The following is a 14,841-nucleotide window of genomic DNA, read 5'->3' on the forward strand; positions in this document are numbered from 1 at the left end:
GGTCAGCTCACGCCCGCGGCAAATTCCTTCAGCATCTGCTTGGCGATCACCAGTTGCATGATCTGCGTGGTGCCTTCGTAGATGCGGTAGATGCGCGCATCGCGGAAAAAGCGTTCCGCTTCGTACTCTGCGAGATAGCCCGCGCCGCCGTGGATCTGGACGCAGCGGTCCGCTACGCGCCCGCACATCTCGGAGGCAAACATCTTGAAGGCGGCGGCTTCCATCAGGATCTTCTGCCCCGAATCCGCCTTGGCAATCGCGTCGCGCATCATGCACTGCGCCGCATAGATCTCGGCCTGGCTGTCCGCGAGCATGGCCTGAATCAGCTGGAACTGCGCGATCGGCTCGCCGAAGGCCTTGCGCTCGTTGGCATAGCGGATCGCGGTATCGAGGAAGCGCCGCGCCTGCGCGGTCGCGGCCGCACCCACCGAGAGCCGCCCGTTGTCGAGGCTCTGCATCGCGGTGGCGAAACCCTTGCCTTCCTCGCCGCCCAGCAGCGCGTCGCCCGGCACGAAGACATCCTCGAGGATGATATCGCCGATGTGGCTGCCCTGCTGGCCCATCTTCTTGTCGGACTTGCCGCGCGTGACGCCCGGTGTATCGAGCGGCACCAGAAAGGCCGAGACGTGCGCGTTTCTCGGCAAGTTCTCCTTGCTCGTGCGCGCCATGATCAGGCCCACTTTCGCATAGGGTGCGTTGGTGATGTAGCGCTTGGTCCCGTTGAGCACGTAGCCATTGCCGCAGCGCACCGCCATTGTGGCGAGGCCTGCCGAATCCGAACCCGATCCCGGCTCGGTCAGCCCGAATGCGGCGATCTCGCCCGCTGCCAGCCGGGGCAGCCACTCGGCCTTCTGTTCCGGCGTGCCCGCATTCTTGATGGCCGAGCAGACCATGCCGATGTTGATCGAGATGATCGAGCGGAACGCCGGCATTGCATAGCTGATCGCGTGGATCGTCTCGATATACTGGCTGATGTTCATCCCCGCGCCGCCGTATTCCTCGGGCATGGTGAGGCCGAACAGGCCCATCTCGCGCATTTCGGCGAGCAGCTCTTCCGGGATCGCGTCGCCCGCGATCACCTGGGCTTCGGCGGGAATCAGCCGTTCGCGCACATAGCGCTGCAGCTGTTCGAGGAACTGGGCGAAGACCTCCGGATCCATGCCTGCATTCTGGCCGGAATTGCGCGCCGCGCCGTTCGCATCACTCATCAGGCAATCCTCGTCATTCTCGTTGTTTCACAGACGCTAGCCAAGATTTTGCGGCGGGGGAATTGCTCTTTGCTCCCCATCATCAGGGCGAATGCGTAGCTCTAAGGTCAGCCGGTTTCAGCCACACGGATGGCATTCAAAACGGACCATGCTGAAACGCGTCGAAACCTCCGAGCTCAGGCTTGGCATGTTCATCCACAAGCTGGAGGGAAGCTGGTTCAAGCATCCCTTCTGGAAAAGCAAGTTCCTGCTGGAGGAAATGTGGATGCTCGAGGCGTTGCAGCGCAGTTCCGTCGAAACCGTGATCATCAATACCGAGCGCGGGCTCAACACCGTGCCCGAGCGCGAGGTTGTCGCGGTAGGGGCTGTGGCCTCTCCCGCCGCGCCGCCATCCCAGCGCGGTCTGCCGCGCCCCGCCGCGAACAAGTTCGCCGCCGCCCGGGTCGCCACGGCCAAGGAGTTCGGCACAGCCCGCAGCATTGCCGAACGCCATTCCAAGCTCGTCAGCCGCGTGTTCATCGAAGCGCGCCTCGGCCGGGGCATCAGCGCGCGCACGGTCGATCCGCTGATCGACGATATCTACGCCTCGGTGCAACGCAATCTCTATGCCTTCAACGGGTTGCTGCGTTGCCGCGAGGACAGCGAGGAAACCTATCGCCACGCGCTGGCCACCAGCGCGCTGATGATCGCGCTCGCACGCCAGATGAACCTTTCCGCTGCCGAAACGCGCGAGGCGGGCATGGCGGGCCTGCTGATGGACGTCGGCGCAAGCCAGGAAACCGGCGGTCCGCCCCATCCCGAGGAGGTCTGGGCCGGTACCACCACCGATCTCGAAGGCGATGCGCTTTGCCAGCATGTGCTGTCCGGCCATGCCCTGCTCAAGGCTGCAGGCGATATTCCCGATGCCGTGCTCAAGGTGTGTCTGCGCCACCACGAGCGGCTCGACGGCTCCGGCTACCCGCATCGTCTGGCCGGGCGCGAGATCGATCGGCTTTCGCGCATGGCCGCGATCTGCGACACCTACGATCTGCTCGTGGCCGGCAAGGAAGGTCGCCCCGGGTTCGATCCGGCCCAGGCGATCCGCCACATGGGTGAGCATGGGTATGGCCTCGATCCCGAGATCATGGTCGATTTCATCGAGATGATCGGCATCTATCCGATCGGCGCCTTCATCGAACTGCGCTCGGGTCGCCTCGGCATGGTGGTCGACGAGGGCCCCAACGAGCGCGCCTTGCCGACCGTTTTCACGTTCTGGTCAAAGCCGCTCGGCAAGAAGGTCAAGGGCGAGGTGATCGTCCTGTCGCAGTGCTACGGCGCGGACGAGATTGCCGGCATCGCCCAGCTCGGCGGGCTCGATCTGCCCCCGCTCGGCGCGCTGCGCCAGTCGCTGCTGACCGCCTACGCGCGCACTGCGGCCTGACCGAGCAGGTCCATCGCCAGCGCTTCGGCGACGCGGATGCCATCGACCGCTGCGGACAGGATGCCGCCCGCATAGCCCGCGCCTTCGCCCGCCGGATAGAGCCCCGGCGTGTTGAGGCTCTGGAGATCGCTCCCGCGCGTGATCCGCACCGGCGACGAGGTGCGCGTCTCCACCCCCGTCAACACCACGTCCGGATGGTCATAGCCCGGCATCTGGCGGCCGAACACCGGCAGCGCCTCGCGCATGGCGGCAATCGCGAAATCGGGCAGGCACTGCGAAAGGTCGGTCGGCGTCACGCCCGGCTGGTACGAGGGCGTGATCTCGCCGAACCCGGTCGAGGGCCGTCCGGCAAGGAAATCCCCGAGTTTCTGCCCGGGCGCGCGATAGGTGCTGCCACCCGCCACAAAGGCCAGCTCCTCCCACTTGCGCTGGAAGGCCACTCCGGCGAGGGGACCACCGGGATAGTCGCGGTCCGGGTTGATATCCACGACGAGGCCCGAATTGGCGTTGAATTCGGCGCGCGAATACTGGCTCATCCCGTTGGTGACCACGCGCCCCGGCTCGGAAGCAGCGGCCACCACGCGCCCGCCCGGACACATGCAGAAGCTGTAGACCGAGCGGCCATGGCTGGTCTGGTGGGCCAGCGAATAGGCGGCGGGGCCAAGGATCGGATGTCCCGCACCCGGGCCATAGCGCGCGACATCGATCAGGCGCTGGGGATGCTCGATCCGCACGCCCACGGCAAAGGGCTTGGCCTCGATATGCACGCCCGCCGCGTGCAGTACGGCAAAGGTATCCCGCGCGGAATGGCCCACTGCCATGATCACCCGCCGTGCGGGCAGCACTTCGCCGGTCGAGAGCACGAGGCCCTCCAGCTGCCGCTCGCCGTGCGCGTCCCTGCCGATCACGAAGTCCTCGACCCGCGTCTCGAACCGGTACTCGCCGCCGAGCGCCTCGATCGTCTCGCGGATCGACATGACCATCGTCACCAGCCGGAACGTGCCGACATGGGGGTGGGCCTCGGTCAGGATTTCGGGCGGGGCGCCGGCTTTGACAAATTCGGTGAGCACCTTGCGGCCAAGGTGCCGGGGATCCTTGATCCGGCTGTAGAGCTTGCCGTCGGAAAAGGTGCCCGCACCGCCTTCGCCGAACTGGACGTTCGATTCCGGCGTCAGTTCGCTGCGCCGCCACAGGGCCCAGGTATCCTTGGTCCGCGCCCGCACCGCCTTGCCGCGCTCGATGATGATGGGCTTGAGGCCCATCTGGGCCAGGATCAGCGCCGCCAGCAGCCCGCACGGCCCAGCGCCGATCACCACCGGGCGCGGGCCCTGCCAGTCTGCCGGGGCCATCACGGGGAAGCGGTAGCTCGTATCGGGGGAAGGGCGGACATGCGCGTCGCCGGCATGGCGCGCGAGCACCGCCGCCTCGTCGGTCACGCTCGCGTCGATCGCATAGACCAGCTTGATTGCGGACTTGCGCCGCGCGTCATTGCCGCGCTTCGCCACGCTGTAGCGCAGCAGAGCGGTCGGCTCGATTTCCAGCCGCTCGGCAATTGCGGCCTCGAGCTCGGCAGGCGAGTGATCGAGAGGCAGCTTGAGTTCGGTGAGGCGCAGCATTTCCTTCCCCTACCCAGAAGCGCGGCAGGGGGAAAGGTTCAGTGCATGTGGCCGGCAACAATCGCGTCGAACACCGCCTCGTGCAGGGGCTCGATGAAGGCGCAGCCGGCTTCGAAGCGGTCGGTCCAGACAACCTTGGCCTGGCGCGGCGGCAGGCCGGGCAGGGTGATCCACACGCATTCGCCCACGCGCAGCCGCTCCATGCCCGCAAGACGCAGGCCGTGGCGTGAAAGATCGAGGATCTGGGCGGCAAGCCGCACGATCGTGCGCCGATACTGCACGCGCACCATCAGCGGGCGCCGTTCGGACTGGCGCTCCTGCTGCGGACGTTGCTCGGACATTTCGGCGGACATGCAAGCTCCGGCTTGGCTCCCGGGATCGGAAGACCTCTCAGATATACCCCGGCAATGACTACTATTCCTTTAACCTCGCGGAAATTATGGCCTGCAGCGAAAACGGAGACTATCTGCCGTCCATGGACTTCGTGCTGCACACCTACTGGCGATCTTCCGCAGCCTGGCGGGTGCGCACGGCGCTTGCGTTGAAGGGCCTCGCCTGGGAATCCGCTCCGCACAATCTGCGCACCAACGAGCAGACCGCGCCCGGTTACCTCGCGTGCAATCCGCAAGGGCTTGTCCCGGCGCTAGAAGTGGATGGCGCGGTGCTCACGCAGAGCCTCGCGATCATCGCCTATCTCGACGAGCGCTTTCCCGAACCGCCGCTGTTGCCGGATGACCCGCTCGAGCGCGCCCGTGTGCGGGCCTTTGCGCTGGCTGTCGCCTGCGATATCCACCCGGTGCAGAACCTCAAGGTGCTGCGCATGCTGCGCGCGCGCGGTCTCGATCAGGCCGCGGTTGACGGCTGGGCGCGCGAGGTGATCGAGGGCGGCCTTGCCGCCTGCGCCCGCCTGATCGAGGACCGCACGGGCCCCTATTGCTTCGGCGCGGCGGTCACCCTTGCCGATATCGTGCTGGTGCCGCAGATGGCCAATGCCCGCCGCTTCGGCGCGCGGACCGACTGGCCCCGGCTCGAGGCGATCGAGGCCGCCGCGCTCGCGCATCCCGCCTTTGCCCTGTCGCGCCCCGAGGCCCAGCCCGACGCCGATCCCGCCTGATTGACATTCGCGCCCCATACGGGAAGGTTGCGCGGATGAACGCCCGTTCGCTCCTTCTCGCCGCCTCCGCCGCGCTCGTTCTGCTCGGCGCGGGGCCAGTTTCCAGCAAGGCGCCGGTCGATCCGGCTGCCGCGCTCCAGCAGCGGCTGCTCACGCTCGATACGCATCTCGATACGCCCGCCTCGCTTGCACTGCCCGGCTGGTCGATCACGGAGGCGCATACGGCCGGGGGCGACTACACGCAGGTCGATCTTCCGCGCATGAAGAAGGGCGGGCTCGATGGCGGGTTCTGGGCGATCTACACCCCGCAAGGGCCGCTTACCGCCGTCGCCACCCGCAAGGCGCGCGATTTCGCCCTCCTGCGCGCCTCGGCGATCCGCGAGATGGTGGCCGCGCATCCTGAAAGTTTCGCGCTGGCCGGCAAGGCCGCCGATGCCGCCGCGATCAAGGCTGCGGGCAAGCGCGTGGTATACCTCTCGATCGAGAATGCGTGGCCGCTGGGCGATGACCCGGGCCTGCTGCAGAGCTTCCACGCCATGGGCGTGCGCATCGCGGGCTTTGCGCATTTCCGCACCAACCAGTTTGCCGACAGTTCGACCGACAAGGCGAAATGGGACGGCCTCAGCCCGCTCGGCGTCCAGCTCCTTGCCGAAATGAACCGGCTCGGGGTTGTTCCCGATCTCTCGCACAGTTCGGACCGCGCGCTCGATGATGCGCTGCGCCTTTCAAAGACGCCGATCATCCTCACCCATTCGGGCTGCAAGGCGGTGTTCGATCACCCGCGCAACATCGACGACGCCCATCTGAAGGCACTCGCCGCGGCGGGCGGGGTCATCCAGATCAATTCGGTCTACGTGAAGGGCCTCAAGCAAAGCCCCGAGCGCGAGGCGGCCATGAAGGCGCTCGAAGCGAAGTACCCCGAAGACAAGACACTGACCGCCGAACAGCGGCAGACCTACCTTGCCGAGCGCCGCGCCATCGACGCGAAGTTCCCCGAACTGCGCGCCAGCTTCGATGATCTGATGGCCAATCTCCTCCACGCGATCGCGGTCGCCGGAGTCGAGCATGTCGGCATCGGTCTCGATTGGGATGGCGGCGGCGGTGTTGCCGGCCTAGAGGATGTCGCCGATCTGCCGAAGATCACCAAGGCGCTGCTCGCGGCCGGCTACAGCGAAGCCGATGTCGCGAAGATCTGGTCCGGCAATGTCCTGCGCGTCCTTGCGGCTGCCGAAGCCGCGGCGGAGCGGCCGAAGTCCTGAACGGCGGGTCCTGAACGGCGGAACCTGAGCAGCGGGGGGCGCGCCCTGCGTCCTCAGCGCACTTGCGGCTTCAGCCCGAGATGCGCGGCCAGTGTCTTGAGGTCCCGCTCGACCCCTTCGTTCAGGAGCACGGCGATTTGCGGCTGCACGGTGAGCACCAGCATCCCGTCTTCTACGGTGAGCGCGCTCCCGCTGATGCCTTGCGCGGTGTTGCCGCTGAAGCGGCGGCACAACCGTGTGGCAAGGCCCCAGGCCTGCGCCTCGCCGAGTTGCTCGGCCGGCGCCAGCCGGCCAAGCTCGACCGGCAGGTCCAGGCGGCCGGTGTTGGCGATCATCGCTGCCGCCAGCATCGCGCGGTCGGCCGGTGAAGCACCGATCCAGCGCTTGCGCAGCGCCCATTCCCGGGCAAGATCACCGCGCAGGTTGGGCTCGACCATGCCGGTCGCAAGGCACAGCATCGTCGCGGTCAGTCGCAAGTGCTCGGTGCCCCAGGCTGTCCGCGGCAGGCGCGCCGCCGAAGTCCAGCCCGAAACCATGGCCGCGGTGCCGGCGGCTATGCCGTATTCGCTGGTAAACGCGGCGGCGCCTGCCACCAAGGGGTCCTGCAGGCGCACGCCCGCTTGCATCCGCTCCCACAGCAGCCCTTCGCGCAGGCCCCACGAAGAGAATACCAGCCGGGCCGGTTGCAGCGCGCGGATCAGCACGAAGAGCAGGTCCGCGGTATCGGGCAGGGCGGCGAGGCGAGAACTGGACAGCCCCGGCACCGGTTGCAGCGTTTCGGGCTTGCGGCGCGCGAGGGACTTGGCGATCGCCTGCGCCGGGGCGGCGGCAATCTCGAAGCCGTGCGGATCGTCGATCGGCCAGCTAACGACAGTCATGGCATGGCGGGCAAAGGCGCGCAGCGAACCACCGACGAGATAGAGCGTCGAGCCCGGGTCGGCGCGCCAGTCAGCCCGTTTGAGCATCTTGGCCACCGTCTGGCCGAAGGCGCGTTCGCCGCCTGCGCGCAGGGCCGGCAGGCGCAGCGTGCCGAGCGGCAGCGAGGTGCCGTGGCGGCAGCCGTCTGCATCGATATCGACGAGTTCGAGGCTCCCGCCGCCCAGATCGCCCACCACGCCGCGCGCGGCTGAAAATGCGCCGATCACGCCATGCGCGCTGGTAATCGCCTCCTCTTCGCCGGAAAGCAGCCGGGGCGTAAGGCCCAGCGCGCGAATCCGCTCAAGAAACGCCTCGCCGTTTGCCGCATCGCGCACCGCAGCGGTTGCCACCACGTCGACATCGGTGATGCCCTTGAGATCGAGCAGCGTGCGATAGCGGGCAAGGCTGGCAAGCGCGGCGGCCGAGGCGCGCTGGCCCAGCTTGCCGTTCTCCGCTACGCCTTTGCCCAGCCGCGCGGTGACTTTTTCGTTGTGCAGCACATCGGGCGCGCGTGCCGGCCCGCCGTAGATGACGAGACGCACGGTGTTCGAACCGATGTCGATGATCGCCCGGGTGGGCACATAGGCAGATGGGCGGCTGAGACGGGTCATTCAACAGGTTCGGATCGGTTCATGTCAGACGTGCGTGGCGCCGCCGCGCCGCAAGGCGAGCTTGGGCACCTTGCTGCCCTTGGTCAGCGCCGCGCCGCGCCCGGAAAGCGAGGGGTTGGTCATGAAATACCGGTGGACATTGAAGGGCTTGTCGCCCGGATCTGCGCGGTGGTAAGTCCCGTCGTGCTCCAGAATCCAGCTCTGTTCGGTGTCGAGCAGGTTGGCGAGCATGACTTGGTCGAGCACCTGATCGTGCACCGTCGGGTTCTTGATCGGCACGAGCACCTCGACACGCCGGTCGAGATTGCGGGTCATCCCGTCGGCTGAGGAAATGAACACCCTGGCCCGCCGGTTGGGCAGTGCCGCACCATTGCCAAAGGCCCAGATCCGGCTGTGCTCCAGGAAGCGGCCGATCACCGACTTAACCCGGATGCGCTCGGAAAGCCCCGGCACGCCGGGCCTGAGACAGCAGATCCCGCGCACGACGAGGTTGATTTCCACCCCGGCATTGCTCGCGGCATAGAGCCGATTGATCAACTGGCTGTCGGTCAGCGAATTGAGCTTGGCCCAGATGGTCGCGGGCTTGCCGGCCTGCGCGAACTGGATCTCGCGGTCGATGCATTCGTAGAGCTTGCGGCGCACCCCGATCGGCGCGATCGCCAGCATCTCGGTGGCCTTGGGCTCGATGTAGCCGGTGATGAAATTGAACAGCAGGCCCGCATCGCGCCCGAATTTGGGGTCTGCGGTGAAGAAGCTGAGATCGGTGTAGATGCGCGCAGTGACCGGGTGATAGTTGCCCGTGCCGAAGTGGCAATATGTCCGGTACCCATCGCCCTCGCGGCGCACCACCATTGAAACCTTGGCGTGGGTCTTCCAGTCGACAAAGCCGTAGATCACCTGCACCCCGGCGCGTTCGAGCTGGCTGGCCCAGTGCAGGTTCTGCTCCTCGTCGAAGCGGGCCTTGAGCTCGACCACCGCCGTGACCGACTTGCCTGCTTCGGCCGCCGCGATCAGCGCCGCGATCACCGCCGATTGCTTGCCCGCACGGTACAGGGTCTGCTTGATCGCCACGACATCGGGGTCGGACGCGGCCTGGCGCAGGAAATCGACCACCACGTCGAAGCTCTCGAAGGGGTGGTGAATGACCAGATCCTTGGTGCGGATCGCCGCGAAGCAATCGCCATCATGTTCGCGCACGCGCTCGGGGTAGCGCGGGATGTAGGGCGCGAATTTCAGTTCGGGCCGATCGGTGTCGACAATCACGGAAAGCCCGTTCATCGCCAGCAGTCCGCCGGCCTTGATCACCGTCGCATGGTCGAGCCGCAGCTTGTCGCGCAGCAGGACTTCGGCTTCGGGGTCGAAGTTTTCCTGCACCTGCAGCAGGATCACCTTTCCGCGCCGCCGCCGCTGGATCGCGGTGCGGAAGTAGCGCACGAGGTCCTCGGCGTCTTCCTCGATCTCGATATCGCTGTCGCGCAGAACGCGGAAGGTGCCGTGACCCTGAATGCGGAAACCGGGGAAGAGCTTGCCTGCGCAGCGCAGGATCAGCTCCTCGATGCTGATCCAGCTCGCCGGATCGCCGGGCAGGCGCACAAAGCGCGGCAGCGCGGGCGGCACGAGGATCATCTCGGTCACCGGCTCCCCGTCCGCCAGCCGGACGAGCGTGAAGAGAATGCCGGTCCCCTGGTTGTTGATGAAGGGGAAGGGATGCGCCGGGTCGATGGCCTGCGGGGTCAGCGCGGGGAACACGTGCTGCTCGAAATAATGCGCCATCCAATCGGTCTGCGCTTTTTCGAGCTTGCGATCGCCGACAATGCGGATGCCCGCGCCATCAAGCTGCGCGGTGAGGTCCGCCAGGATCGTCTGCTGCGCGCGCACCAGTTCATCGACCCCGCGATAGGCGGCCTGCAATTGCTGGGTCGGAGTCAGGCCGTCGATCGAGAGCTCGTCGATCCCCTGGCGCACCTGCGCGGCGAGGCCTGCCACGCGCACCATCATGAACTCGTCGAGGTTGGTGCCGGAAATCGAAAGAAAGCGCAGCCGCTCGAGCAGCGGGTAATTGGGGTTCTGCGCTTCGGCCAGCACGCGCCGGTTGAACGCCAGCCAGCTCAGCTCGCGGTTGAAGAAGCGGTTCACCGGCAGCGTCACCGCCGCGTCGCCGCGGATCGTGCCGGGCGCTTCGGCCGCTTCGAAGGCGTTGTTCGCCGCAGTCTGCGGATCATCCATGTCAATATGCCCCCCCAGCGTCCACCGCCATGCGGTGGGATGCGGCGCGGCATGATGGCCGATTGCTACCGAGCGATGACATGATCGCGGCATAGCACGGGGCGGGCCGGGAAAGGCAAGGGGCGCGGCTTGTTTTTGCCGGTCCAGTCGCGGCGCGCTGTCGCTCGTGCTGCCAGCCGCACCGAAAACCTTGTCACCGGGCCGCGAGGTAGCCCTCTCAATGTCTATTCATTTCGTCGACATTTTGCCTCATCCGGGCGCTCCCTTATTCTCTACTTTATGAGTTGAGATATCATCGGGCCGAGGCAGTCGCTGTGATTCGGGTCAAAACCGGTCCGCGGCGAGGGCTGGCTGGCGGATGGGATAGCTTCTCTTTGCGCTGGCCAAGCAGAACTCTAATGTCTATCGTATTTATTGAGTTTAGTGACGACCCGAAGCCGCTGGGAACCCCTGTCGGCCGACGCAAACGGGAGTACGACGCATGACCACACGCGCCAACAGCCGGCTGCTTCCTCGCCGCGCGGTTCTTGCAGGATCGCTTGCGATGGGGCTGATGCTTGCGGGCTGCTCGTCCGGCGGCGGCAAGCCGGGTGAGGTCGAGCTGACCAACGTCTCCTACGATCCGACGCGTGAGCTCTATCAGGCGATCAATCCCGCCTTCGCCGCCTACTGGAAGCAGAAGACCGGCAAGGACGTCACCTTCCGCATGAGCCATGGCGGCTCGGGCAAGCAGAGCCGCGCGATCATCGACGGGCTCGAGGCCGATGTCGCGACGCTGGCGCTCGCTTACGACATCGATGCCATTTCGGCGAAGGGCAAGCTGCTCCCTGCCGATTGGCAGAAGGCGCTGCCGGACAACAGCGCGCCCTACACCTCGACCATCGTGTTCCTCGTGCGCAAGGGCAATCCCAAGGGCATCAGGGACTGGGGCGATCTCGTGAAGCCCGGCGTCGAGGTGATCACCGCCAACCCCAAGACGGGCGGCGGCGCGCGCTGGAACTTCCTCGCCGCCTGGGCCTGGGGCCGCAAGGCGGGCGGTTCCGACGCCGCGGCCGAAACCTATGTGAAGCAGCTCTTCCAGCATGTGCCGGTGCTCGACAGCGGCGCGCGCGGCTCGACTACCACCTTTGTCGAACGCGGCATCGGCGATGTGCTGATCTCGTGGGAAAACGAGGCGTTTCTCGCCGAGAAGAAGCTGGGCAAGGGCAAGTTCGAGATTGTTATGCCCTCGCTTTCGATCCTCGCCGAGCCGCCCGTCGCGGTGATCAGCGCGAACGCGAAGAAGCACGGCACAAGCGAAGTGGCCGAGGCCTATCTGCGCTATCTCTACACGCCGGAGGCGCAGACCGCGATCGCGCACAACTTCTACCGCCCGCGCGATCCGGCGATCGCGCAGCAGTTCAAAGCGCAGTTCCCCGAAATCCCGATGGTCACCATCGACAAGGACTTCGGCGGCTGGGCCAAAGCGCAGAAGACCTTTTTCGATGATGGCGGCGTGTTCGACCGCATCTACGCCAAGAAGTAGGCGGGGCAGGGGGCTTCACCATGTCCGCTCCAACTCTGGCCAGCAGGCGCTGGAGGCAGCCGTCCGTGCTGCCCGGCTTCGGCCTCAGCTTCGGCTTCACGCTCGCGTGGCTGACGCTGATCGTGCTGATCCCGCTGGCCACGATCTTCCTCAAGGCCGCAGGGCTGGGCTGGTCGGAGTTCCTCGCCGTCGGCTTCAGCCCACGCGCGATGGCCGCCTATCGGCTGAGCTTCGGCACCGCCGCGATGGCGGGCCTCGTGAACGCGGTGTTCGGCCTGCTCGTTGCCTGGGTCCTCGTGCGCTACGACTTTCCCGGCAAGCAGGTGGTGAGCGCGCTGGTCGATCTGCCGTTCGCGCTGCCCACCGCGGTTGCCGGCATCGCGCTGACCGCGCTCTATACGCCTGAAGGCTGGATCGGCCAGTTTCTGGAGCCGCTCGGCATCAAGGTCGCGTTTACCTGGATCGGCATCTCGATCGCGCTCGTCTTCATCGGCCTTCCGTTCGTTGTCCGCTCGGTCGAGCCGGTTCTGGCGGACCTCGGCCGCGAGGTCGAGGAAGCGGCCGCCACGCTCGGCGCGACGCGCTGGCAGACCTTCCGCCATGTGATCTTCCCCGCGATCGGTCCGGCGCTCCTCACCGGCTTCGCGCTCGCCTTCGCGCGCGGGGTGGGCGAATACGGCTCGGTGATCTTCATCTCGGGCAACATGCCCGGCCGCACCGAAATCGCGCCCCTGCTCATCGTGACCCAGCTCGAGCAATATGCCTATGCCGGCGCCACCGCGATCGCGGTCGTGATGATGCTGGCCTCCTTCGCGGTGCTGCTGCTCATCAACCTGATCCAGGCCGCGAGCCGGCGGAGGATGGGCGCATGAGCGGCCGTTCGCCTACCACCGAGGGCCCGCTGGCGCGCGCGCTGCTCATTGCCGCCGCGCTCGGCTTTCTCGGCTTCTTCCTCCTGCTGCCGCTGCTGACGGTGTTCAGCGAGGCGCTCCGGCAGGGGGCAGGGCCGTTTCTCGATGCGCTGCACACCGCCGACGCGCTGGCCGCGATCCGGCTGACCCTGCTGATCGCCGCGATCTCGGTCCCGCTCAACGTCGCCTTCGGGATCGCCGCGAGCTGGGCGATCACCAAGTTCCAGTTCCCCGGCAAGGCGCTCCTGATCACGCTGATCGACCTGCCGTTCTCGGTTTCGCCGGTCGTCTCGGGCCTGATCTTCGTGCTGCTGTTCGGCGCCAACGGCCTGTTCGGCGCCTGGCTCGCCGAGCATGATCTCAAGATCATCTTCGCGGTCCCCGGCATCGTGCTGGCGACTGTTTTCATCACCTTCCCGTTCGTCGCGCGCGAGCTCATCCCGCTCATGCTCGAACAGGGCAAGGACGACGAGGAAGCCGCGATCTCGCTGGGCGCAAACGGCTGGCAGACCTTCTGGCATGTCACCCTGCCCAATACCGCTGGGGCCTGCTCTATGGTGTGCTGCTGTGCAACGCGCGCGCCATGGGCGAGTTTGGCGCGGTCTCGGTCGTCTCGGGCCATATGCGGGGCGAGACCAACACGATGCCGCTCCATATCGAGATTCTCTACAACGAGTACGATTTCGTCGGCGCCTTCGCGGTCGCCTCTCTCCTTGCGCTGCTCGCGCTGGTGACGCTCGTCGCCAAAACCGTGCTTGAGTGGCGCTTCGGCCTCCATGCAGGAGCACGGCATTGATCCAACTTCGCGGCATCACCAAGCGCTTCGGGGATTATCCTGCGCTGCACGGCATCGATCTCGATGTCGCGCCGGGCGAGTTCATCGCGCTGCTCGGCCCCTCGGGCTCGGGCAAGACGACGCTTTTGCGCATTATCGCAGGGCTGGAATTCCAGGATGGCGGCTCCGTTCTGCTTGGCGGCGAGGACGTCTCCTCGCTGCCCGTCGCGCGGCGCCATGTCGGCTTCGTGTTCCAGCACTATGCGTTGTTCCGCCACATGACCGTGGCCGACAACGTTGCCTTCGGCCTCAGCGTGCGCCGGGGGAAGGACCGCCTGCCCAAGGTCGCCCGCCTTGCCCGTGCCGAGGAGTTGCTGCGTCTCGTCCAGCTCGAGGGTCTCGGCAGCCGCTATCCCGGCCAGCTCTCCGGCGGGCAGCGCCAGCGCGTCGCGCTCGCCCGCGCGCTGGCCATCGAGCCGCGCCTGCTGCTGCTCGACGAGCCCTTCGGCGCGCTTGATGCGAAAGTCCGCAAGGACCTGCGCCGCTGGCTGCGGGATCTGCACAAGCAGATGGGCCTTACCTCGATCTTCGTGACCCACGATCAGGAAGAGGCGCTCGAACTCGCCGACCGGGTCGTCGTGATGAACCAGGGCCGGATCGAGCAGATCGGTGCGCCCGATGCGGTTTACATGAACCCCGAGACGCCCTTCGTCTCGCACTTCGTGGGCGAGACCAACCGCTTGCCCACAACGAGCGGCGAGATCCATTTCCGCCCGCACGAGATCACGCTGGCGCCCGATGGGGCCGAGGCGCTCCTGGTCGACAACGTGTTTCGCAAGGGCGCGGTCTGGCGTGCGGAAGGCCTCCTCGCCGGCAGCGGCCAGTTTGTCGAACTGGATCTGCCGAGCAGCGGCGAGGCACCGCGGCTTGGTGAGACAATCCGCTTCAATCCGCACCGTGCCCGCATGTTCACCGCAGATGGAGCTCAGACCCAAGGAGAAAGCCGATGACCACTCAGTCCGCGCCCAGCGACGCGGAACGTCACCTTGAAGAAAGCCTTGCCAGCGTTCGTGAAGCGCTGACCGGGCTGCGCTTCGGCACGGTGGCCCTCACCGTGCATGAGGGCCGCGTCGTGCAGATCGACGTGACCGAGAAGAAGCGCCTCAAGCCCAGCTGACCTGACTAAACCCCTAAACCCATCATCACACCGCCTACCGGACCACCGGAGGCATCGTGACCCTGATCCAAAGGATTGACG

At 66.4% G+C, this 14,841-nt stretch carries 13 protein-coding genes; 8 read left to right on the plus strand and 5 right to left on the minus strand.

Going from position 1 to position 14,841, the window contains the following annotated elements:
* Positions 1-2: 2 nt before the first annotated feature.
* Complete coding sequence (locus AQZ52_RS11475) at positions 3-1,208, minus strand: acyl-CoA dehydrogenase family protein (RefSeq protein WP_067910687.1); 1,206 nt, start codon at positions 1,206-1,208, stop codon at positions 3-5.
* A 148-nt stretch (positions 1,209-1,356) separates the two neighbouring features.
* Between AQZ52_RS11475 and AQZ52_RS11480 the strand changes: the two genes are divergently transcribed.
* Positions 1,357-2,628, plus strand: coding sequence for an HD-GYP domain-containing protein (locus AQZ52_RS11480; protein WP_067910689.1), 1,272 nt, complete (start codon positions 1,357-1,359; stop codon positions 2,626-2,628).
* Here the strand turns inward: AQZ52_RS11480 and AQZ52_RS11485 are convergent.
* Together AQZ52_RS11485 and AQZ52_RS11490 are read right to left on the minus strand one after the other, a co-directional pair.
* Positions 2,607-4,244 (minus strand): NAD(P)/FAD-dependent oxidoreductase, encoded by a 1,638-nt coding sequence (locus tag AQZ52_RS11485; RefSeq protein WP_067910692.1) that lies wholly within the window; start codon positions 4,242-4,244, stop codon positions 2,607-2,609. The two genes, AQZ52_RS11480 and AQZ52_RS11485, sit on opposite strands and share 22 nt — an antisense overlap.
* Before the next feature lie 38 nt (positions 4,245-4,282).
* Positions 4,283-4,597 (minus strand): PilZ domain-containing protein, encoded by a 315-nt coding sequence (locus AQZ52_RS11490; RefSeq protein ID WP_067910695.1) that lies wholly within the window; start codon positions 4,595-4,597, stop codon positions 4,283-4,285.
* A gap of 122 nt (positions 4,598-4,719) precedes the next feature.
* On the opposite strand from AQZ52_RS11490, the gene maiA reads away from it, so the two are divergent.
* Both maiA and AQZ52_RS11500 read left to right on the plus strand, forming a co-directional pair.
* Complete coding sequence (maiA, locus tag AQZ52_RS11495; RefSeq protein ID WP_067912067.1) at positions 4,720-5,358, plus strand: maleylacetoacetate isomerase; 639 nt, start codon at positions 4,720-4,722, stop codon at positions 5,356-5,358.
* A 35-nt stretch (positions 5,359-5,393) separates the two neighbouring features.
* On the plus strand, positions 5,394-6,617 hold the full coding sequence (locus AQZ52_RS11500; protein ID WP_067910698.1) for a dipeptidase: 1,224 nt from the start codon (positions 5,394-5,396) through the stop codon (positions 6,615-6,617).
* Positions 6,618-6,670: 53 nt separating this feature from the next.
* Here AQZ52_RS11500 and AQZ52_RS11505 read toward each other — a convergent pair whose 3' ends face one another.
* Complete coding sequence (locus AQZ52_RS11505) at positions 6,671-8,146, minus strand: Ppx/GppA phosphatase family protein (RefSeq protein ID WP_067910701.1); 1,476 nt, start codon at positions 8,144-8,146, stop codon at positions 6,671-6,673.
* Between the two features lie 24 nt (positions 8,147-8,170).
* Positions 8,171-10,372, minus strand: coding sequence for an RNA degradosome polyphosphate kinase (locus tag AQZ52_RS11510; RefSeq protein ID WP_082697891.1), 2,202 nt, complete (start codon positions 10,370-10,372; stop codon positions 8,171-8,173).
* A 481-nt stretch (positions 10,373-10,853) separates the two neighbouring features.
* Here AQZ52_RS11510 and AQZ52_RS11515 point away from each other — a divergent pair, with 481 nt between their 5' ends.
* Genes AQZ52_RS11515 through AQZ52_RS18175 form a run of 5 tightly spaced genes read left to right on the plus strand, consistent with a single transcriptional unit; the run spans position 10,854 to position 14,760 of the window.
* Positions 10,854-11,897: a sulfate ABC transporter substrate-binding protein gene (locus tag AQZ52_RS11515; RefSeq protein ID WP_067910703.1), complete on the plus strand. Its 1,044-nt coding sequence runs from the start codon at positions 10,854-10,856 to the stop codon at positions 11,895-11,897.
* A gap of 20 nt (positions 11,898-11,917) precedes the next feature.
* On the plus strand, positions 11,918-12,769 hold the full coding sequence (gene cysT, locus AQZ52_RS11520) for a sulfate ABC transporter permease subunit CysT (RefSeq protein ID WP_067910706.1): 852 nt from the start codon (positions 11,918-11,920) through the stop codon (positions 12,767-12,769).
* On the plus strand, positions 12,766-13,542 hold the full coding sequence (locus AQZ52_RS11525; RefSeq protein WP_240481608.1) for a sulfate ABC transporter permease: 777 nt from the start codon (positions 12,766-12,768) through the stop codon (positions 13,540-13,542). The genes cysT and AQZ52_RS11525 overlap by 4 nt, the downstream gene beginning before the upstream one ends.
* 58 nt (positions 13,543-13,600) lie before the next feature.
* Entirely contained in the window at positions 13,601-14,593 is a 993-nt protein-coding gene (locus tag AQZ52_RS11530) for a sulfate/molybdate ABC transporter ATP-binding protein (protein ID WP_067910711.1), read from the plus strand.
* Positions 14,590-14,760 carry a YezD family protein gene (locus AQZ52_RS18175; RefSeq protein ID WP_082697893.1) on the plus strand — a complete coding sequence of 57 codons (171 nt, stop codon included), beginning with the start codon at positions 14,590-14,592 and terminating at the stop codon, positions 14,758-14,760. The genes AQZ52_RS11530 and AQZ52_RS18175 overlap by 4 nt, the downstream gene beginning before the upstream one ends.
* The last annotated feature ends 81 nt before the right edge of the window (positions 14,761-14,841 follow it).

Origin of the sequence: Novosphingobium fuchskuhlense, assembly GCF_001519075.1 — a bacterium.
In the GTDB taxonomy this organism is placed as follows: domain Bacteria; phylum Pseudomonadota; class Alphaproteobacteria; order Sphingomonadales; family Sphingomonadaceae; genus Novosphingobium; species Novosphingobium fuchskuhlense.